The organism is Terriglobia bacterium (genome assembly GCA_032252755.1).
GTDB lineage: Bacteria > Acidobacteriota > Terriglobia > Terriglobales > Acidobacteriaceae > JAVUPY01.
In genome coordinates this window covers 288,463-308,875 of the sequence record JAVUPY010000025.1, presented here as the reverse complement: position 1 = coordinate 308,875, position 20,413 = coordinate 288,463, and the positions used below count along the sequence as shown (strand labels likewise).

The 20,413-nt window shown below is 57.1% G+C and carries 15 protein-coding genes and 1 tRNA gene; 4 read left to right on the top strand and 12 right to left on the bottom strand.

Annotated elements, in window-relative coordinates:
* Positions 1-2,078, top strand: a 2,078-nt coding sequence (locus tag ROO76_06650) for a response regulator (GenBank protein ID MDT8067831.1), incomplete at its 5' end; no start/stop codon positions are given.
* A gap of 165 nt (positions 2,079-2,243) precedes the next feature.
* Here the strand turns inward: ROO76_06650 and ROO76_06645 are convergent.
* The 3 genes from ROO76_06645 to ROO76_06635 all read right to left on the bottom strand — a co-directional run bounded on the left by ROO76_06645 (position 2,244) and on the right by ROO76_06635 (position 3,840).
* Positions 2,244-2,336 (bottom strand) — tRNA-Ser (locus ROO76_06645).
* A 140-nt stretch (positions 2,337-2,476) separates the two neighbouring features.
* Positions 2,477-3,283 (bottom strand): glucose-6-phosphate isomerase family protein, encoded by an 807-nt coding sequence (locus ROO76_06640; protein MDT8067830.1) that lies wholly within the window; start codon positions 3,281-3,283, stop codon positions 2,477-2,479.
* Complete coding sequence (locus ROO76_06635; protein ID MDT8067829.1) at positions 3,280-3,840, bottom strand: glucose-6-phosphate isomerase family protein; 561 nt, start codon at positions 3,838-3,840, stop codon at positions 3,280-3,282. The genes ROO76_06640 and ROO76_06635 overlap by 4 nt, the downstream gene beginning before the upstream one ends.
* A 175-nt stretch (positions 3,841-4,015) precedes the next feature.
* Between ROO76_06635 and ROO76_06630 the strand changes: the two genes are divergently transcribed.
* Positions 4,016-4,861 carry a DeoR/GlpR family DNA-binding transcription regulator gene (locus tag ROO76_06630; protein ID MDT8067828.1) on the top strand — a complete coding sequence of 282 codons (846 nt, stop codon included), beginning with the start codon at positions 4,016-4,018 and terminating at the stop codon, positions 4,859-4,861.
* A gap of 562 nt (positions 4,862-5,423) precedes the next feature.
* On the opposite strand, the gene ROO76_06625 is transcribed toward ROO76_06630, so the two are convergent.
* From ROO76_06625 to ROO76_06600, 6 genes are all read right to left on the bottom strand, one after another.
* Positions 5,424-8,867: a TonB-dependent receptor gene (locus ROO76_06625; GenBank protein MDT8067827.1), complete on the bottom strand. Its 3,444-nt coding sequence runs from the start codon at positions 8,865-8,867 to the stop codon at positions 5,424-5,426.
* A 68-nt stretch (positions 8,868-8,935) separates the two neighbouring features.
* Complete coding sequence (locus tag ROO76_06620) at positions 8,936-9,679, bottom strand: GntR family transcriptional regulator (protein MDT8067826.1); 744 nt, start codon at positions 9,677-9,679, stop codon at positions 8,936-8,938.
* Positions 9,680-9,834: 155 nt separating this feature from the next.
* Entirely contained in the window at positions 9,835-10,236 is a 402-nt protein-coding gene (locus tag ROO76_06615; GenBank protein MDT8067825.1) for a VOC family protein, read from the bottom strand.
* A gap of 111 nt (positions 10,237-10,347) precedes the next feature.
* Positions 10,348-13,812, bottom strand: a complete 3,465-nt coding sequence (locus tag ROO76_06610) for a carboxypeptidase-like regulatory domain-containing protein (GenBank protein MDT8067824.1) — start codon at positions 13,810-13,812, stop codon at positions 10,348-10,350.
* 58 nt (positions 13,813-13,870) lie between these two features.
* On the bottom strand, positions 13,871-14,614 hold the full coding sequence (locus tag ROO76_06605) for a GntR family transcriptional regulator (protein MDT8067823.1): 744 nt from the start codon (positions 14,612-14,614) through the stop codon (positions 13,871-13,873).
* 148 nt (positions 14,615-14,762) lie between these two features.
* Positions 14,763-16,070, bottom strand: a complete 1,308-nt coding sequence (locus ROO76_06600) for an FtsX-like permease family protein (GenBank protein ID MDT8067822.1) — start codon at positions 16,068-16,070, stop codon at positions 14,763-14,765.
* 173 nt (positions 16,071-16,243) lie between these two features.
* Between ROO76_06600 and purB the strand changes: the two genes are divergently transcribed.
* Both purB and ROO76_06590 read left to right on the top strand, forming a co-directional pair.
* Positions 16,244-17,539 (top strand): adenylosuccinate lyase, encoded by a 1,296-nt coding sequence (gene purB / locus ROO76_06595; protein ID MDT8067821.1) that lies wholly within the window; start codon positions 16,244-16,246, stop codon positions 17,537-17,539.
* A gap of 212 nt (positions 17,540-17,751) precedes the next feature.
* A complete protein-coding gene (locus ROO76_06590) occupies positions 17,752-17,919 on the top strand; it encodes a hypothetical protein (protein MDT8067820.1) in 168 nt (55 codons plus the stop codon).
* Here the strand turns inward: ROO76_06590 and ROO76_06585 are convergent.
* The 3 genes from ROO76_06585 to pfkA form a co-directional block, all read right to left on the bottom strand.
* Entirely contained in the window at positions 17,916-18,428 is a 513-nt protein-coding gene (locus ROO76_06585; protein ID MDT8067819.1) for a MarR family transcriptional regulator, read from the bottom strand. The genes ROO76_06590 and ROO76_06585 overlap by 4 nt on opposite strands.
* Positions 18,429-18,482: 54 nt before the next feature.
* A complete protein-coding gene (gene larB, locus ROO76_06580; GenBank protein ID MDT8067818.1) occupies positions 18,483-19,229 on the bottom strand; it encodes a nickel pincer cofactor biosynthesis protein LarB in 747 nt (248 codons plus the stop codon).
* 90 nt (positions 19,230-19,319) lie between these two features.
* Positions 19,320-20,291: a 6-phosphofructokinase gene (gene pfkA / locus ROO76_06575; protein ID MDT8067817.1), complete on the bottom strand. Its 972-nt coding sequence runs from the start codon at positions 20,289-20,291 to the stop codon at positions 19,320-19,322.
* Positions 20,292-20,413 lie beyond the last annotated feature (122 nt).

The window sequence follows — 20,413 nt, the reverse complement described above, 5'->3', positions numbered from 1 at the left end:
ACGTGAGCGTGGCGATCACGGCAGTCCACGACGCGGAGGGTGCGCTCATCGGGTCTCTGCGCGTCGCCACGGACATCACCGCCCGGAAAGCTCTGGAGAGGCAACTCAGACGGAACAACGAACAACTTGCCGAGCAAACGCGAAAGGCCGAGGAGGCTAATCGCGCCAAGAGCGAGTTCCTGGCAAACATGAGCCACGAGATTCGCACGCCCATGAACGCGATTGTGGGAATGACCGAACTCGCGCTGGGCACTTCACTCAGTGCCGAACAGCGCGAATACCTCGTCACGATCAGGGATTCTGCCGACGCATTGCTGGTGCTCATCAACGATCTGCTCGATTTCTCCAAGATCGAAGCACGGAAATTCGAACTCGACAAGACGGAGTTCCATCTGCGCGACACGCTGGAAGACACCGTTCGACTGCTGGCCCCGCGCGCTCACCAGAAAGAACTGGAACTAGGATGTCATATTGAACCGGACTTGCCGGATCGCGTCTTCGGAGACTCGCTGCGCCTCCGGCAGATCGTCATTAACCTCGTCGGCAACGCCATCAAGTTCACCGATAAAGGCGAGGTGATGCTGCACGTCGAGCGACAAAGCCAGACGGACTCGACGCTGGGGTTGCATTTTTTCGTCTCTGACACAGGTATTGGCATTCCCCAGAATAAGCAGCAGGCGATCTTCGAGGCGTTTGAGCAGGTCGATAGCTCCACCACCCGCAAGTACGGCGGGACCGGGCTGGGGCTCTCGATTTCGGCAGCACTGGTAAAGCTGATGGGCGGAACCATGTGGGTGGAAAGCAAGGTTAAGCAGGGAAGCAAGTTCCACTTCACGGTCGTGTTGGAACGGAAGGAAACGCAATCGGAAGCTCACCTGCAATCGAACGACAAACTCGTCAATCTGCCCATCCTGGTAATTGATGACAACGCTTCCAATCGGCGAATCCTGAAGGAAATGCTTACAAACTGGAACATGAAGCCGAAACTCGCCGACAGTGGCGCTGAAGCGCTGGCGGTGCTTGCTGAACCGGGCGCGGATTCTTTTGCGCTGGTGCTGCTCGATGTGCAGATGCCCGACCTGGACGGCTTCGCGGTGGCGGAGCGAATCAGGAACAATCCAGCGTACCGGGGAATCAAAATCATCCTGCTGACTTCAGCCCGGAGGCCGAGCGATGTTGCCCGGTGCCGCGAGTTGGGAATTACGCAGTACCTGACGAAGCCGATCAAGCAATCGGAACTCTTCGACGCCATCGTCTCCGCTGTCGCTGGGCACCCTCGAAAGGGCGAGACATACGAGAGTGCGGCGACGCCCATAACGCCTTCCCGTCACTCGCTGCGAGTTTTACTTGCGGAAGACAATCCTGTGAACCAGACATTAGCCACGAGGATCCTGGAAAAGCTTGGGCACAAGGTGCGCGTCGCCAACAACGGCAAAGAGGCACTGGAGCGGGCTGGAGTGGAAGAGTTCGACCTCGTGCTGATGGACGTGCAAATGCCGGAAATGGATGGACTGGAGGCAACGATCGCAATTCGTGCCGCGGAAGCCGGCACGGGAAAGCACGTACCAATCGTGGCCATGACCGCACACGCCATGAAGGGCGATAAGGAAAGGTGCCTCAGTTCCGGCATGGACGGTTATCTTGCCAAGCCGATTCGCGTCGATGATTTGAAACAGGCAATCGCAGAGTTCGAGAAGGCTCGAAAGGATAGCCAATCCGCCGGGATGAAATTCAAGGCGATTGGACCGATGCATGCGCTACTTGACGGAGTCATGGGAGATCGGGCGCTGCTCGCCGAGATGGCCGAGTTGTGGATCGTAGACAGCGTTAAACAGATGCAGCAGCTCCAAATTGGCTTCGAAACGGGTGACGCGTTGACCATCCAGAGAGCGGCGCACGCACTGAAGGGCTCGGTGGGCACATTCCAGGCCGCTGCCGCGCAGGAATCGGCAAAAGAATTGGAGACCACGGCGAAAAACGGGGATATGGCCGGAGCGAGAAAAGCGATGGAATTACTTTCCAGCCAGGTTGACCTGGTCAGGCAAGACCTTCGTCAATTGGCTCGCGACGACAGTTGAGGGGGTAGAGGCCGAGCACATATTAGCGTAGGCCACGAGCAGCGATCGATGGGACGAGATCAGGTCGGCCTCAGATTGGCCGTTGTTTGGTGTCCCTTTAGCGATTTAGCAGCGGGGATGACCGTTCAGTCGTACGAAAGACAGTGATTGGTATTTCTAGATTTCTGGCGGAGAGGGGGGGATTCGAACCCCCGATACAGCTTTTGACCGTATAACGGTTTAGCAAACCGCCGCCTTCAGCCACTCGGCCACCTCTCCGCGGCAGGTTTTCACTAGAGTAACACAGTTTCTGCGATTGCCGAATCGGTAGTCAACTCGCTCCTTCGTGTGGGTGTTTGGCTCTTGGACCGTTTTGCGCTGACTAAGCCCCGCTGCCGCGATAGAGTAGCGAAAGAGTGTTACGGCTCAAAATCGCCCCATAACGGCCCAAAGCGCGCCGGGTCGGAAACCCACTGGACAGATTCGGGGTTAACCGCAAATTGCTCATAAATCGGAACGCGCGGAGTGAGACCCAACTCGGGATAGGCGCGTGCGGGCCGCACGGATAAATCCGAACCGATGTAGGATGGATTGGCGTCCCATCTCATCTGCCAATTTTCATCCAGCAGCGGGAACCAGGCGGGCCCGCCGTGTGCGCGAACCTGGTCGTACTCGAAACCATACTGACGATCACACCACGCGCCGAAAACTAATTGGCTGTTCGGGTCGGCATTGATGACAGTATGAACCCAGCCCGGAGGCACAACCACTTGATCTCCCTCGCCCGCGACGACCGCAACGCATTGCCCAGGATCGTCGGTTGCGCCTTCCTGCGCGTAGATGATCGCACTTCCCTGCCAGATTTCGAACAGTTCCGGTGTGGACCAGCCACAATGAGGCGCAATCTTGTGAATATGACCCTGGCTGCGAACCGGTTCATCGCCGAGACGTCCTGCCGCGTAAGCGACTATCCCGAAAAGCAGCATCCGGCGCTGCAACTCATCGCGATGCTCTTCGCGGCCGACGTCCATCACGATGGAGTAAACCGGATCGGGACCATCGCAGTTGGGATTACGCAGGCTACGCCGAATCGAGTCCAGCGGCCGAAACTCGGGCTTCGGGCCAAAGACGCCCTCGTCATAGCGGAACGTCAGGTCTGCTGGATCGTGGTGCACTCCCAGTTTCGGGTCGAACGGCGTTGCGATACCTGTTCCTTCCGTAATCACAACCTGTCCTTCACAAACACTGGTCTGCCGTTCTGCTCGATGACTCGCGCTCCTAAACCTGTGGTCGCAATAACCCCGTAGTCATGACCAGCATCGCTGGGCCACGATGCAATGAACCGCAGCGGAGTATGCCCGGTGTTTACGGTTCGGTGAGCCACACGCCCCGGGATGTAGTGAAGGGTTCCGGTACGCATCAGTTCATACCTGGCATTGCCATCTTCATCGCACAGCACGAGCATGCCTTCCCCCGCAATGGTGCCGTAGAACTCGGCGCGGTCGCGGTTCGCATGCTGATGGCCGTGGGTCATGAAATACTCATTGCCCACTTTGCCAGGCAGTATCTCTGTGGTTCCCCAGAACAGTCCGCCTTCCGTGCCAGGAGCTACCGGTTCCCACCACCAGACGCGGTAAACAACGGTCTCGGGATCCATCTTGGCGAACGCGGCGTCATCCGCGAACAAGCCTTTCATCTGTCCCAGCTGCTTGAGGGATGAGCGCAGGCCAGGCGCATCGAGCGAACCATTGGACCAATTCACGGTGGCGAAGGTCGGGGACATTGTGGGCTAGCGTACTCGAACGATCCCGGAGAATGCAATCAGCGAAGAATCATTGCTATGCGGTGAAACGAAGATTATTGTCTTTGGATGTGTCTTATTGACGCATTCGAATCGAGCAACCCCGCTAGACGTAACCGCAATTACGGGGTTAAACTGACGGGCCTTTGGAACAACTATGGCAGACCTCATTCCAAGCGGTAACGGCAACAATCGGGCACCTGAATCGGACGCAGTTCAGCCTCGGGACAAGCAGGAAAGTCGCCTCGTCATCATCCAGAAACTCCTACAGCAGTCCGGTTCGGTCTCCGTCGAGGAGTTGAGCGCGAAGCTCGACGTATCTGTCGTCACGGTTCGGCGCGACCTGAACATCCTGGAGGAACGCGGGCTTCTCCGGCGCACACACGGCGGAGCGGAGTCGATCGAACCGCTGTTCTATGAGCCGTTCCGCAACGACCGTTCCTTCCAGGCTCAGGTCTCGCGTTATGCGGATGAGAAACGACGCATTGGACGAGCAGCGGCAGAACTCATCGAACCGGGAGAGAACATCGCGCTCACGCCGGGAACGACGACGACGGAAGTCGTAAGAGGCATTCCGCTGAACCACAATGTCACGGTCATCACGAATACCGCCAACATCGCGATGGAACTCTCGAAGCGCAAGGATGTCAGCGTGTTCGTAACAGGCGGTTACCTGCGCGGCGAATGGTTCTCGCTGGTCGGACCGACGGCGATCCAGGCGATCAACAACGTCGTGATTCACACGCTGTTCATCGGCGCGGATGGAATCGATCCATCGTGGGGAGCGACCTGCTTCAGCCCCGACGAAGCGGCCCTGAATGGAGCGATGGTGAAACATGCGCGACGAAAGATCGCTGTCGTCGACCAGAGCAAGTTCGGTGTAGTCGCGGGATGGCAGATTTGCCAATCCGGCGAAATCGATGTCCTCGTAACCGATTCCGGCGCGACGGACGAGATGATTGCTCCGTTCGAGAAGATGGGAATCAAAGTTTTGCGAGTGTGAGAACAACAGTTCTCAGTTCCCAGTCTCCAGTTACCGGTTTTCCGGTTATCGGGTCATTTGGTCGGGTTTGACCCGCCCCCCTGTTTTGGTTCTTCCTGGTTTCAACGACTTACGGAAATTTTCCGTGTAGCCCGCTGAGAAGAAAGAACTTAAATCTAAAAATACCGATTCTCGTTTTGTTTTCAGGAATTTACGGAGAGAAACTGTGCAACGCAAGGCCAGTTCCCAGTTCTCGGTTCTCAGTGCTCGCTTCCCAGATGAACCCGGCCGAAGTCTATGGCAATCGTAAAAACCGCACCCTCTCAAAAACACAGCTTGGGTATCGGCACGGCTGACGTCGTGCTCTTCTCCCGCGATCGAATTGACAAAGAGCGAGCAACAGAAGCGGCGCCTACTGGAGGCGCCGCTGGACGGACTATGTCCACTGTTAATTATAACCGGCGAGTCAAGAGAAAGTTGTGACTGGTTGTTGATCGCTGGTTCGTGACAGAAAAATACCCCACCCAAGCCCGACGGCGTGGATGGGGTATGGGGTATGGGGTATGGGGTATGGGGTATGGGGTTAGAAGTTTATCTTCAATCCAAGTTGTGCAATTCGTGGTGAACGGGTTCCCGTGATCTTCCCAAATGTAGCGGAAGAAATATTCGTGTCGACGGTGTCCCAGTTCGTATGGTTGAAGGCATTGAAGGTTTCCAACCGGAACTGGCTACTCACGCGTTCTCCGAACTTGAAGGACTTGAACAATGCGAGATTCCAGTTCTGCAGGCCGGGGCCGCGAACCGCTCCGCGGCGTTCGGTTCCGGGAGTGGTCTGGCCCGCGGGGATATTCTGGAAAGCCGTTGTATCAAACCACTTCGCGAAAGTATTCGGAGCATTTGCATTCGGGTCTCCCACCTGGTTTGGACGAACTCCACAAGGGCTGGCGGATAGACAGCCGAGTCCCGCAGGATCGGCACTCTGACTGGTAGTGACGGTCAATGGAACACCAGTCCACGCCTGAACGATGCCGGAGAATTCCCAGCCTCCCAATGTGTGGCCGACAAACCCCTTCTGGTCACGGAAGAATGGGATTCCGTAAACGAAGTTCGCCGTGAACACGTGAGTGCGATCCTGCTGGCTGGGGCCGTAATCGCCCCGTATGTTGGAACTATTCTGCGGTGCGGTGCTGCGGTCCGTCTGGTTATCCGTCAAGTTTTTGGACCATGTGTACGAAACATTGATGAGCGAACTGTCAGAGAACTTCTTTTGGCCCTGAACCTGAAGTGAATGGTAGTTCTGGTTGAAGATGGTTTCCATGGCATTGACACCGATGTAGCCCTTGTAAGGACGAATCCTGTTGATCAAGTCCCGGGTGCTGCTCGTGATGAAGCTGCCCTGAGGGACGCAATTCGTCGTTACCGTAGCCGAGCACATCAGAGTGTCAAGGTATTCGCCGGGCTTGGGTTGGTTGATATCGATGACACCGATGAGGTGGTGCCCCTGGGATCCGTAGTAGCCCATGTCCAGCATGAACCCGTTACCGAGATCGCGCTGGATATCGAAGCTGTACTGCTCAGTGTACGGATTGCTCCATGGGGATGGAACGCGGCCATAGACTTGCTTTGGAGCGAGAGAAATGTTCGGGGTACCCGCGAGGGGGTTGTCGAACGATGTATTGGAAACACTGATGCTGTTTACGAGATAAGGATTAAACAGCACGTTGAACTCAAGTGAACCAACCAGGATGGTGTCATAGAACATTCCGTAGCCGGCTCGAATGGATGTTTTCCCGTCGCCAGTTGGATCCCAGACGATTCCCACGCGAGGAGCGATCGCATCCCATTGCTCATTAGTTACCTTGCGCCCGTACGGCGAATTGACGCCGCCAATGACGAAGCCATTGAGCGGATCGTAATTGGGATTGCACGTAGGATCGATGCTCTTTCCATCCGCGGAAATACAGGGAGCCTTGGCGGGATCGTAGGCTGCGGGATCGAAGTTGCTGATTTGATTCTTCGCGTCATAGGGCTGGCGGAAGATGGACCAGCGGAGGCCGTAGCTGAGAGTGAGGTTGGGACGAATGCGCCAGCTATCCTGCCCGTACAGTTCCATCGAGTTCTGACGGATGTCCGGCGTGATATCGACTGCACTCTGGGTATACGAATTGACGTGTCCCAAGAGGAAGTTAGCAAACGCCTGCATGTAAGCTGTTGCGGCTGACCCAGAGGGTATGGCATCCGTGGGGTTGTTGAATGCGAACGTTCCTTCAGTACCGCCGGTATTGTTCTCGGTCTTCCTGTAGTGATTATAGGTTGCACCGAACTTGAACGAGTGGTTCCCGATCACCTTGGACACGTTGCCAAAAACCGAATGGTTGTAGTTGTAATCGAGGTATGGACCAACGCCGGCAAAACTGGAACCGCTGGCAAATTGGAGGTTGGGGATACGGGGGTGCACGGGTGTGAAAGCAAGAGTGGGTTGGACATCCGGCGATTCAGACATGAGCATAAAGCCTGCCGGAATACTCTCGATGGCGCCATAGCTGTATCCGTAGCCGCCATCGATGAGCAGGGTCGGAGACAGTGTTGCAGTAACGTGGCCTGTATAACTATGTCCAGGAGAGTTTGTCTTCGTGGTCGCCATTCCCGGAATGACGGATGTCGCATAGATGCCACCGGGTTCCTCCGTCGGGATGTCGTCACGCAACATTTTGGCGCTCAGGGCGATCTTCGAAGTGAGGTTGTGGTCGAGTTTGAGGAGTTCTTCGCGGAAATTGTAACGATTGGACCAGGTGGAATACAGCGTGTGCGGATCGTCTCCAGGCGCTGGATTCGGCAGAGGAATTCTGGACACAACATCCTGCAAATAGGACTGTGCCAGCGGGCTGATCGTAGTGATGGAAGTCCCGGAATCGTCGCAGGTACTGGATCCAACGTTCGTCGTGTAGTGGGTGCAAACTGGGTCGGCGAAGTTACCATTCCGCTCGTCGGCGGTCGGAACAGTAGCACGGGGTGTGGAATAGGTTATGTAGCGCCGCCATTCCTGCGAGAAGAAGAAGAATGTTTTGTCCTTGTTTGTGTTGTAGTGTCCCGGGATGTACAAAGGTCCACCCAAGGTCCAACCAAAGTTGTTGTAGCGAAGTGGTTCGGGTCTGCTGTTGAGTTTGGGGTCGCTATTCAGATTGCGAAAATATGTGTTTGCGTTCAGTACGTCATTGCGCCAGAACTCATACGCCCCTCCATGGAAGGTGCTCGTTCCTGAGCGGGTAACGACGTTAACTTGTCCCCCTGCATTTCGGCCATATTCGGGCTCATACGCTCCACGAAGAAGTTTGAATTCGGCAATTGCGTCGACGCTTGGGAATGTAAGAACGGTGAGGGCCGCGCCGCGATCGACGTTGTCAACGCCATCCACCAGCCAGTTGTTCTGACTGGTACGGGCGCCGTTGACGGAGAACTGGACAGTGTTAGCCGCACCGGAGGGAGCAAAGCCTCCAACGTACATCTGGTCGGCCGCGGTGGATGTTACTCCAGGAACCAGCGTCAGAAGCGACATGTAATTGCGGTTCGGAAGCGAGAGTTGTCGGATTTGCGTCCCCGAAACCAAGCCGCCGGATGCCGCGCTCTGGGTTTCCACCTGAACGGGGTTCGCCTCGACATTAATCACTTGTTCACTGGAGCCTACCTGCAAAGTGAAGCTCTCGGTCAGACTGTCATTGACGTTGAGTTCAATCTGATTCCGAGACATGGTGCGGAAACCCTGTGCCTTGACTTCAACGGAGTAATGTCCGATCGGCAAGAGGAGCGCAGAGTAGTTGCCGGCTGCATTCGTTGTGACCGTACGGATGACGACGTTCCGATCCGTATTAGTCACGGTGACAGTCACGTTGGGGATGACCGACCCGGACGGATCGGTAACCGTACCCACAATGGATCCGGTGACATTCTGGGCGACCGCTGATGTGGCGAGGATTGCGATCGCCGTCAGGGCCAGTCCAAGTTTCCAATACTTTTTGAAGCAATTCATGTGTGGCCACTCCTCTCCAATTTTCAAAAGGCCTTTGCGCAAAGGGGCGCAGATGGGGATACGCCCGGTCATTTCTGGGTGATAAGGCGGTTCACGATCTTGTATCGGTCGCCTCGGTAGACCGAAACTACGTACTCCACTGCATTTCCGCTTTCGACATAAGAAATCCTGGAAAACAAAAGCACCGGCGAGCGCCGCGGGATCTGCAGCAGGCGAGCCTGCTCCGGGTCCGCGACGCCGGCCTCGGCAACTTCATCTGTCACCGCGACCTTGATCCCGTAACGCTGACTTAACAACTGGTACAACGAACTCTTTGACTGAAAGGTCTTCTGTATATCCGGGCAAAGACGCAGGGGAATCCGGCTCCACTCAATGCCCATCGGGACGGAATCGGCGAGACGCAGCCGCTTGAGGCTGATCAGTTTCTCCCCGACCGGAACGTGAAGGACATCCGCCGCTATCTGGTCGGCGGGTTCAACTCGGAACCGGAGAACTCGCGAACTTGGCCTTGCCCCTCGCGCCGCCATCTCCTCGGTAAACGAGAGGACCTGGCGAAAACTCTTTTCCAACTTGTTGCCGGCGACGAATGTTCCCTTGCCCCGGCGGCTGTAAATCACCCCGAGATCGGCAAGGGACTTCAGCGCCTGCCGAACCGTCATCCGGCTCACACCGAACTGCGCCGAGATCGCCTGTTCTGAAGGAACAGCATCGCCCGGTTTCAGTTCCTCCGAGCGGATTCGATCGAGCAGCGATTGGCGAATCTGGTAATAGAGCGGGACGACACTTTGCCGGTCTAGCGTCTGCGACAGCACATAGAGCCTCCCACAGCTGGTCTAGACAACTAGATAGCTGGACAATAGCGCCGGCCAAGAGAGATGTAAAGAGAAAAATAGCACCAAAGTGGCCAACCACTTTTATGGGGCTGCCGAAGGCTCTTCAGGTGAGATATGCACAGCTCCCGTTCCGTTCAGCTGCGAATGAAATTGAGTTGCCAGGAGACTCCGAAGCGGTCGTTGCACCAGCCGAACTTCGTGCTGAAAGGATATGCATTCAAAGGCATCAGGACCTGGCCATCCTGCGAGAGATTGTTGAAGAGTCGCTCGATGTCGGCTTCGCTGTCGCACTCGACGAACAAGGAGATGGCCGGAGTGAAGGTGAAGCCATGCTTCATGGGGCTGTTAAAGAATTGCAAAGTCTGCCCGGCCAACTTGACGCGCGCCGTCTTGACGGAGCCTTCGGGGGCTCCCTCGCCCGAAGCGTAGCGATCGATAGAAAGAATGCCGGAATCGGGGAAAAGTGAAATATAGAAGTTGATGGCTTCTTCGGCCTTGCCATCGAACATGAGAAATGTCGTGATGCTCAGCTTCATCCTGGTGGTCCCCCTGCGCGCTCCAGTCTACTGAAGGAATTCGCCGCAGCAAAAAGAAAACCCACACCCGAAACATCCGGGCGTGGGTCAGAGGCGAATGCAGGTTGTGTGCTAGAAGCTGACCTTCAACGCAAACTGAATGTTACGTGGATCACGCGCGTTGAGGATCTGGTTGTACAGGCCGCTGTTCAGGCTCGTGCTCAGGCCAGTTGCCGGAGTACCGAGGGCGAAGTTGACGTTGTTGAGCGCGTTGAAGAATTCGGCGCGGAACTGCGTATCGACACGCTCGCCGATCTTAAAGTTCTTGAAAACCGAAGCGTCCCAACGATGGATGCCGGGCCCGACGACCTGCCCACGCCGCGCATTTCCTTGCCGCAACGGCGGCATGGCAGGAGTGCACTTCGGGTTAGAAGCATCGCATCCGACGTAGGCGAACGCAGCCGGGTTAAACCACTGGTTCCACTGATGAGGAGCTCCCGAGTTCGGATCGGCGATCTGGTCCGGAGGATCACCGGCCCAAGTGTAACCGCAGGTTCCGAGACCGACGTAGTCCTCGTTACAACTAACAGTGGTGAAGTCGTAGTGGATTCCGGTGTTCAGGTAAACCACTCCGGAGACTTCCCATCCACCCAGCGCGTGTCCCAGGAATCCCTGCTGGCTCTTGTAGAAGGGCAGGTAGTACACGTAGCTGGCGCTGAAAACGTGGCGGCGGTCGAAGATCGAGTTGCCCCAATCACGCTTCAGGTTGTAGCTGTTTTCGGCACCGCGGAAGTTCTCCGAAGCATCGGTCAGGTTGTGCGACCAGGTGTAGTTCACGACGATCTGCGAGTCGTCGGTGAACTGTTTCGTGAACTGAGCCTGCAATCCGTTGTAGCTGGACGTGAAGGCGGAGGTCCACTCATTGATAGCGTCATAGCCCTGGTAGGGGCGAACGTAATTTAGCATTCTCCAATCATGGGCATGGAAGTAACACTCGGCGTCGTTGTGCAACGCGCAATAGCCCGGAATACTCTGGAACGCCAGCGGCTTAGGCATGTTGACGTCGATGCCGCCCATGAGGTGGCGTCCGAGGTTCCCTGCATAGCCGATGTCAAACATCATGCCGCGACCGAACTGGCGTTGCAGGTCGAGGTTGAACATCTCGGTATACGGTAACTTCCAGAAGTTCGGATTCGGCCCGTAGATGTAAGGGGGAAGCACGGTCGTGGTTGCGCTGCCGCCCGTGGGCCCAGTCGGGTTCGAAAGACTCGTATCGGAGAAACTGGTTGCTGCCGGCGAAATGCCCGGATTCGTAGTCTGGTGGTAGAGCTGGTTGTCGATGGAGTTCAGACCGTAGAACAGGCCGAATCCACCGCGAATACTCATTTTCCCGCTGCCTGTGGGATCCCACGCGAACCCGAAGCGCGGTGCTATGCCGTGCTGGGTGGCCTCGAGCGCCTGTCCGTAGGGCGAGTTTTTACCCGCCTGGATGTAACCGGGCAGAGTTCTCGGGTCGACAGCCGACAGGTATTTTCCGGTTGCCGGATCGATCGCGGGTGCGTTCGCCGCGTTATAGAGCTTCGGATCGAACGTGCTGATCAGGTTATTGGTTGACTGGGGGCCGCCCAGGAATGTTACACGTAGTCCGTAATCGACCGTCAGATTCGGCCTGAGGCGCCATTCGTCCTGGCCAAAGAACTCGAACGACTTCTGCGAGAAGAGATAGGTCACAGTATTTTGCGCCTCCGAGAAGGAGTACGCCCGGCCCAGGAGGAAGTTCGCCCAGTTCTGCTCGAAAGTGTTGTTTGCCGCCGTGCAGACGTCTGGCGGATTGGCCGCGCATCCATTCGACTGGCTGATGGTGTAACTCGGGTAGTTGTTCGTATTCTCGTCGTGATTATAAAGGTTGAATGTTGCTCCGAACTTCAGCGCGTGCCGGCCGAGGTTCCACGAAAGCGTGTCGAAAATGCTCTGGTCCTTGTCGTAATCGCGGTATGGCCCGAATCCGGTAAGACCTTGGCCATTCTGAAAACTAAGAAGAGGCACGATCGCGGAAGTTGTTGGGAAAGGCAATGTCGGGTTGATGTCAGGCGAGTTTGCAATCGCCATGGTTCCGATCGGAGTGCTGGTTATACCGCCCCACGAGTAGGTGTAACCGCCATCGTCAAGTAGCGTCGAAGAGAGGGTTGCGGTGGCGTGCGCGGAGAACATGTGTGCCGGCGTATTGCTCTGGGTGGTTGCGACACCCGGCAAAACCAAGCCGGTGTAAAGACCGAAAGGCTCCTGAGTAGGAATGGAGTCGTCGTTGTACCGGGCAAAAACATTTAACTTCTGGCCGAAGTTGTGGTCTACACGTACTGCCTCTTCCCGATAGTAGTAGCGGTTGCGGCCGACAGTCGTAATCGAGCCGTTGGAGGCAGTGGATGCCGGCAACTTGCTGTAAATGTCCTTGATGTAACCGGCCGCAACAGGGTCGATGTTGGCGATCGTAGTGCCGGTTGCGGTGCATACGTTGTTAGCATCGTAGGCGACGCAAACAGGAATGGGAAGAGTTCCGGCCATTTCGGCAGCGGTCGGGAGTTGACCGCTTCTTGATGCCGCGGTGGAAGTTATTAAATGGCGCCACTCCTGTGAGTAGAAGAAGAAGGTCTTGTCTTTCTGGATGGGGCCGCCCAAGGTGAAGCCCCAATCATTCCAGCGCATCGGAGGCCTCTTATTCGGCTGGTTGTATTTGAATTCGTTCTGTTTGTTGAACCAATCATTGGCGTTCAGCACGTCATTGCGGAAGAACTCGTAGGCCGAACCATGGAACTGGTTCGTTCCGCCCTTCGTGACCACGCTGACTTCTCCGGCGGAAGTGCGCCCGTGCTCCGGGAGGTAATTGGAGCGCAAAACCTTGAATTCGGCGATCGAATCCATACTCGGATACGAGTAGAGCGTCAGGTTGGAGCCGCGGTTCAGGTCCTCGGCGCCATCGATGAGCCAACTGTTCTGCGAAGGACGACTGCCGTTCACCACGATGTTGATCTGGTTCGACAAGCCGGTCGGGTTGCTGGCTCCGACATAAAACTGATCGCTCGCCATATTCTGCGACACACCTGGCATCAGCGTTACCAACTGAACAAAGCTGCGCGACAGCACCGATAACTGGCTTATCTGCGTTCCATTGATAAGTCCTTCGGATGTGGAGGAGTCCAGGTTTACCTGGACGGCGCTCTCGCGGACGTCGACGGTCTGACTCGATGAGCCGACCTTCAAGGGAACGTCTACCACGCGCCGGTCGTTCACGTTTAGAACGATCTTGTTAATACTGACGGTCTGAAATCCTTGAGCCGTAACCGTGATTTGATAATTTCCGACGGGAAGATAAGTTCCGACATAGGAACCGTCGCTTCCGGTCTTGAGGGTGCGAAGCACAGCGTTCTGATCGGTGTTCTTGATCTCCACCTTCGCGCCGGGAACTACCGCGCCGGAGGGATCGGTCACGATACCTCGGATATCCCCAGTTATCTGCTGGCCGAAGGCAGCGATTGATGTTGCTAAAACCACAATCGCCACGATCGACAGTGGAAGGTTCCAAAGTTTTCTGCAATTCATCTGCGGCCACTCCTCTTCAATTTTGAAAGGCCTAAAGGACGCAATGGGGATACGCCCGTCATTTCTGGGTAATGAGGCGATTGACGATCTTGTATCGGTCGCCCCGGTAAACCGAAACTACGTACTCCACTGGCTTTCCACTTTCGACATACGAAATCCTGGAAAACAAAAGCACCGGCGAGCGCCGCGGTATCTGCAGCAGGCGTGACTGCTCCGGGTCCGCGACACCGGCCTCGGCGACTTCATCCGTCACCGCGACCTTGATTCCATAACGCTGGCTTAACAACTGGTACAACGAACTCCGTGGGTCGAAGGTGTCACGCAAATCCGGGCACAGCTTCTGCGGAATGCGGCTCCACTCAATGCCCATCGGAACCGAATCGGCGAGGCGCAGCCTCTTGAGGCTGACCAACTTCTCGCCTTCAGGGACATGCAGGACATCCGCCACTGTCTGGTCGGCGGGCTCGACTCGGAACCGCAGAACTCGCGAACTTGCCCTGGCCCCTCTCGCCGCCATCTCCTCGGTGAAGGAGAGGACCTGGCGGAAACTTTTCTCCAGCTTGTGGCCGGCGACAAATGTTCCCTTGCCGCGACGGCTATAAATCACGCCTAAATCGGCAAGAGACTTCAGCGCCTGCCGCACCGTCATCCGGCTCACCCCGAACTGCGCCGAGATGGCCTGCTCGGAAGGCACGGCATCGCCCGGCTTTAGTTCCTCCGACCGAATCTGGTCGAGCAGGGACTGGCGGATCTGGTAATAGAGCGGGACGACGCTCTGCCGATCTAGCGTGTGGGACGACATTCGCAAACTAGTCTAGACAACTAGATGGCTGGACACGATAATGCGCGGAAGAAGTGAAAGTAAAGCAGAAAATGATATTACTTGTGGAAAAGACGGCGACGAACACAAAACGGCATGGCACCTTTAGGCCAATAACGGCACCTTTAGGCTATTCGTAACGGAGGGCTTCGGCCGGAAAGACCTTGGCGGCAGCGCGCGCGGGATAGAGCGTCGCAACAAACGAAACGAACAGTGCAACGCACGCGACGAGAATGCCGTCGCTCAGTCGCGGCGCGAAGGGCACGTAATCGATGGAATAGACCTCGGCGGAGAGTGAAATGAGCCGGTAGTGTCCCGCCAGGAAACTGGCTGCGTATCCGACGGCAAGCCCGAGGATGGTTCCGACAACGCCGATGAGGACGCCCTGGAACATGAAAATGCGGCGGATCTGCCCGGGTTTGGCGCCCATCGAGACAAGGACGGCGATGTCCTTGGTCTTCTCCATTACCATCATGATTAAAGAAATGAGGATGTTCAGCGCGGCCACGAAAACGATCAGTCCAATAGTAATGAAGGTTACGAGGCGTTCCAGGCGGAGTGCGCGGAACAGCGCCTTGTTCATTTCCATCCAGTTCGTGGCGTCGAAGCCCTTGCCGGCGGCCTTCACGATCTCGTCTCCGATTTGCGCCGCCTTGTAGATGTCGTCGACCTTGAACTCGATGACGCTGATGAGGTTCCCTTCACCGAAGAGGCGCTGGGCGTCGGCGAGCGAAATCAGTCCCCAGGCGGCATCATAATCGTAGAAACCGGATTCGAGGATTCCGACGACCTTGAAGCGCTCGTACTTGGGGACGATTCCGAAGGGCGTGAGTTCGCCTTGCGGCGAAGTGACGAGTACGACGGAACCGACCGTGGCCCCGAGGTCGTCGGCCATATCCTTGCCGAGAATGATTGGCGGCAGGCTGTTGTAGCGCTCCTCGGCGCCTTCCAGCGACGAAGGATTGTTCACCTCGGGACCTTTGGGTTCGGAGGGGGTCGCTCGTTCCTGGGAGTCGATAAGTGGCTGCACGGAGCCGAGTTTGACGTCCTGCAGGAGTTCGCTGACGCGCCGCTCTCGCCAGGGGACAATTCCTTTCAGCATGGCTCCCTTGGCGCGAGCGCCACGCGAAATCAGCACCTGCTCATAAATTGCGGGCGATGCGGCGACAACGTGCGGCAGCTTTTGGAGGCGATCGAGCAGCGGGCGCCAGTCGCGAATGCCGTCGTTCTGGATGCGTTCCAGATTGACGTGCGAGGTGGAGCCGAGCAGGCGGTCCTGCAGATCCTTGCGAAACCCGTTATTGATGGCTAGCGCGATGATCAGCGAGGCCACACCGGCGGTCACTCCGATAATGGAGATCACGGTGATGATTGAGATAACGGCCTGGCGGCGCTTGGCGCGAAGATATCGGGTTGCGACGAAAAGCTCAAAAGACATCGTCAGTGAGCACTCAGCAATCAGCATTCAGTCAAACGCGGCCGGTGCTGAATCCATTCTACAGGGAGAGGGGTGCAGGCACGTCGCGGACTCATGCGCGCGGCGCGCCCGGCAGCATTTACAATGTTCTGTTCTGATTGACACTCCGGAGTTCACTGAGAGGAGCCTGCAAATTGATAGCCCGCTATACACGTGCTGAGATGGGCCGTATTTGGAGCGATGAGAATAAGTTTCGCACCTGGCTGGCGGTGGAGGTAGCCGCCACGGAGACGCTCGCCGAGGCAGGATTGGTACCGGCGTCGGCTGCGCAGGCGATCCGTACCAAAGGCGATTTCGATCTAAAGCGCATCAACGAAATCGAGGCCGAGGTGAAGCACGATGTCATCGCTTTCACAACCGCGGTCGCCGAGAAAGTCGGGCCCGAATCGCGCTGGCTGCACTACGGGCTGACATCGAATGATGTGGTCGATACGGCGCAGGCACTGCTCGTCAATCAGGCTTCGGCCATTCTCGCCGCCGACATCGAGAAGCTGGTCGATGTCCTGAAGCGGCGAGCGTTCGAGTTCCAGCACACCCCGCAGATCGGGCGCACGCATGGAATCCATGCCGAGCCGATTACGTTCGGACTGAAGCTGGCGAACTGGTATTCGGAGATGGGGCGAAACCTCGAGCGGTTCCGAATGGCGGCGGAACAGATGCGCGTCGGCAAGCTCTCGGGCGCTGTGGGCAACGCAGCGCACCTTGAACCGGAGTACGAGGAGAAGATTTGCGAGCGACTTGGACTGAACGTCGCGGCGGTCTCATCCCAGGTGATTCAGCGCGACCGGCATGCGTTCTATGTCGCGACGCTGGCGGTGATTGCCTCGACGCTGGACAAGATCGCGACCGAGATCCGGCACTTGCAAAGAACAGAAGTCCGCGAGGCGGAAGAGTTCTTCAGCGAGAAGCAGAAGGGCTCCAGCGCGATGCCGCACAAACGCAATCCGGTGACGCTGGAACAGATCAGCGGCCTGGCGCGGGTGGTGCGGTCGAACGCGCAGGCGGCATTTGAGAACGTGGCACTGTGGCACGAGCGCGACATCTCGCATTCATCGGTGGAGCGCGTCATTCTGCCGGATTCAACGATCCTGCTCGACTACATGCTGGCCAAGACGACGAACCTGATCGATACAATGCTCGTTTATCCAGAACGTATGTTGCGGAACCTCAACTCGACCGGCGGATTGGTCTTCAGCGGACAATTGCTGCTGGACCTGGTGGAAGCCGGCGTCTCACGCGAGGACGCCTACCGTATCGTTCAGCGGAACGCGATGCGAGCGTGGAAGGAAGAGGCCAACTTCCGCGACCTTGTCCTGAACGATCCGGATATCGCCGGCAAGGTGAAGCGCGAGACGATTGAGAATGCGTTCGACCTGCAACGGCAGTTAAGGAACGTAGATAAGATTTTCAAGAGAGTATTTGAAAGCTAAGTTGCGGCGGTACCGGGTACCAGTTACAGGTGCCCGGCACCTGCTTACGCCGCCCTGATTCGGTCGCGAGTCGCGATCCCTGTTCTTCTGGTCCCTTGGAAATCGCGTACCTCTAGCGCGAAGATTTTGCCGCAAAATCGTTATCACAACCGACTTTTCTAAAGTTGCCGCCCGCCTCTACGAACTCCTTATCGCCTTTTTACAAATTCTTTATGGCGAGGGTGCTCGAATGGAATCAGATGGTTGCGGCGATTCACATTGTCGTGAAGTGGTTCCTGCTCGGCATCTCAACTCTGTTCGGGATTGGCGTCGTTGGATCGACTATCGTGCTGATCCTGAGTTTCTGGGAAGACCTCAAGACGGTCCTCGGCCACAACTAGCAGATCTTCAGAGAGCGTCTCCCGTGCTTTGGCTCGGGAACATTACGGATATCGTCGAGAATTGCAATTAGCTGGCGAAGTCGTTTCTCCGGGACATGTTTCCCAACTCCACGCGTAAAGTCTTCGAGAGGCTTATCAATCTCGCTGAGCAGGTCGAGACCGCGACGGTTAATTTCGGTCAGGACGACGCGACGATCCCGGGGATGGCGGGCACGCTCGATCCATCCGGCCTTCTCCATGCGGTCCAGAAGGCGGGTGATGTCGGGATCGTGGGTAACCATGCGATCGCCGATCTCGCCGCAACGCAGACCCTCAGGACCCGCGCCGCGCAAAATTCGGAGCACGTTGTACTGCGTGCCCGAGATGCCCCAGGGCTTCAGGAACTCTTCGAACTTCTGTGAAATCACGTCGGCGGTTCGCTGCAGTGAAAGAAACGCTTCTTGCGCGAGGCTATGGAACGGCTTCGTCTGCTTCAGTTCTTCCCGTATTCCTGTTTTCTTGACGGTCACAACAGATGTGATAACGAATGAATGAATTGGGATGCAATGAAATGGCGCGCCAACCTACAGCCGATTGATCATGGTGGCGACGTAAGCGGCGCCGAACCCGTTGTCGATGTTCACGACAGTCACGTTGGAAGCGCAGGAGTTCATCATGCCGAGCAGGGCCGTCAATCCGCCGAAGGATGCGCCATAGCCAATGCTGGTGGGAACGGCGATGACCGGTACGCCGACGAGGCCGCCGACGACGCTGGGCAGTGCCCCCTCCATTCCGGCGCAAACCACGATCACGCGTGCGTCGGCGAGTTCCAGTTTGTGAGCAAGGAGACGGTGAATTCCGGCGACGCCAACATCGTAGATTCGGCCAATGTCATTGCCCATCAACTCGGCTGTAACCGCGGCTTCTTCGGCGACCGGGATGTCGCTGGTTCCGGCGCAGACAATCGCGATTCTTCCCTTCCCCAGCTTCTGGTTCTTCTGGCGCAGCGTGAGGGTGCGGGCGAGCTCATTATTGTCAGCCTTGCGGAATTTCCTGCGCACGGCGCGCACCTGCTCCGGGGTGACGCGGGTCGCGAGGACACTGTTCCCGCGCTTGGCCAGACGGCCGAATATCTCCGCGAGATGCTCGGGTTTCTTACCGGGCCCGAAGATGACCTCGGGCATGCCGGCGCGGAGTGAGCGATGGTGATCGACCTTAGCGAAGCCGAGGTCCTCGAATGGGAGATGCCGCAGTTTGTCGACGGCGTCGTCGGCGGTGAGTTTGCCGCTGCGCACTTGCTCGAAGAGCCGCTTGAGTTCCGAGGCGTTCACGATAACCAGATTAGCAGGTCTACGAGATGACAGGCCCACATCTGCCAACAAGGGCAGATGTGGGGATCGAAGGGTGATCGGTTTCTTGGGTCAGGCTTCGAGCACGTGCGCCAGTCGCAGCAAATCAGGATCGATCGACTTCTGCACGCCTACGATTTCGTCGAGCGGCGTGGTGAGAACTTTGCCTTTAAGCCAACCGACGAGCACGCCTTGTTCGCCGCCAGCCAGAGCGTCGACGGCGCCCGCGCCTAAGCGGGTTCCGAGCAGGCGATCGTAGGCAGTTGGAATTCCACCGCGCTGCACGTGGCCGAGGATCGTCGCGCGGACGTCCCAGCCGATGCGGCTCTTATGCTGCTTGAAATAGTTCACCAGGGCCTCGGCGGCGTACTCGGCGCCTTCGGCGACGACGGCGATGGCGTGCATCTTGCCGCGCTGGTAGGCGTCGTGGAATTGTTCGGCTAGCTCCTCTGGCGGCGTGGGCACTTCGGGAATCACGGCCGCTTCGGCACCCCCGGCGATGGCCGCCATCAGCGCCAGGTATCCGCACTTGCGACCCATCACTTCGACGAGCATGGCGCGACGGTGCGAGGAGGCTGTGGTCTTGAGACGGTCGAGAGCTTCCAGAGCGATGTTCAGGGCCGTATCGACCCCTATAGTAATGTCCGATCCGGCGAGATCGTTGTCGATGGTGGAAGCCACGCCGACGACCGGAAATCCCATTTTGTAGAGAGCGTGCGCGCCAGTCTGTGAGCCGTTGCCGCCAATGACGACGAGTCCGGAAATGTCTTCGCAGTTGAGCTGACGGATGGCCTCGACGCGCGTTTCCTCCTCCTCGAATTCGACGCAACGGGCGCTGCCGAGCATGGTTCCGCCGCGCTGGATGATTCCGCCAACATCGCGGGCGCGCAACGGAATGAAGTTTCCGTTTACGAGACCTTGATACCCTTGTCTTACGCCGACGACTTCCCAGCCTTTGTCTATGCCGGCTCTCGCCACGGCGCGGATGGCGGCATTCATGCCGGGCGCGTCTCCACCGCTTGTCAGCACAGCAATCTTCTTCATCGTTCCTCCCGGCGCGACCGGAGTGGCTCTTCGGCAACTTCACGGTAAGGCGCCAGAGTAATCAAATAACGTTCCAGATTATCATTCGCCAATCGTACGAATCTGTGACTTAGGTTGTACGG

What these genes read in the sequence shown, in the direction of transcription:
- ROO76_06635 (MDT8067829.1), bottom strand. Translation starts at nt 3,840, where the DNA reads ATGTCCCCGACCTTCGCCACCGTGAATTGGTCCAATGGTTCGCTCGAT.
- ROO76_06630 (MDT8067828.1), top strand. Translation starts at nt 4,016, where the DNA reads ATGGCAGACCTCATTCCAAGCGGTAACGGCAACAATCGGGCACCTGAA.
- ROO76_06625 (MDT8067827.1), bottom strand. Translation starts at nt 8,867, where the DNA reads ATGAATTGCTTCAAAAAGTATTGGAAACTTGGACTGGCCCTGACGGCG.
- ROO76_06615 (MDT8067825.1), bottom strand. Translation starts at nt 10,236, where the DNA reads ATGAAGCTGAGCATCACGACATTTCTCATGTTCGATGGCAAGGCCGAA.
- ROO76_06610 (MDT8067824.1), bottom strand. Translation starts at nt 13,812, where the DNA reads ATGAATTGCAGAAAACTTTGGAACCTTCCACTGTCGATCGTGGCGATT.
- ROO76_06605 (MDT8067823.1), bottom strand. Translation starts at nt 14,614, where the DNA reads ATGTCGTCCCACACGCTAGATCGGCAGAGCGTCGTCCCGCTCTATTAC.
- ROO76_06600 (MDT8067822.1), bottom strand. Translation starts at nt 16,070, where the DNA reads ATGTCTTTTGAGCTTTTCGTCGCAACCCGATATCTTCGCGCCAAGCGC.
- ROO76_06590 (MDT8067820.1), top strand. Translation starts at nt 17,752, where the DNA reads ATGGCGAGGGTGCTCGAATGGAATCAGATGGTTGCGGCGATTCACATT.
- pfkA (MDT8067817.1), bottom strand. Translation starts at nt 20,291, where the DNA reads ATGAAGAAGATTGCTGTGCTGACAAGCGGTGGAGACGCGCCCGGCATG.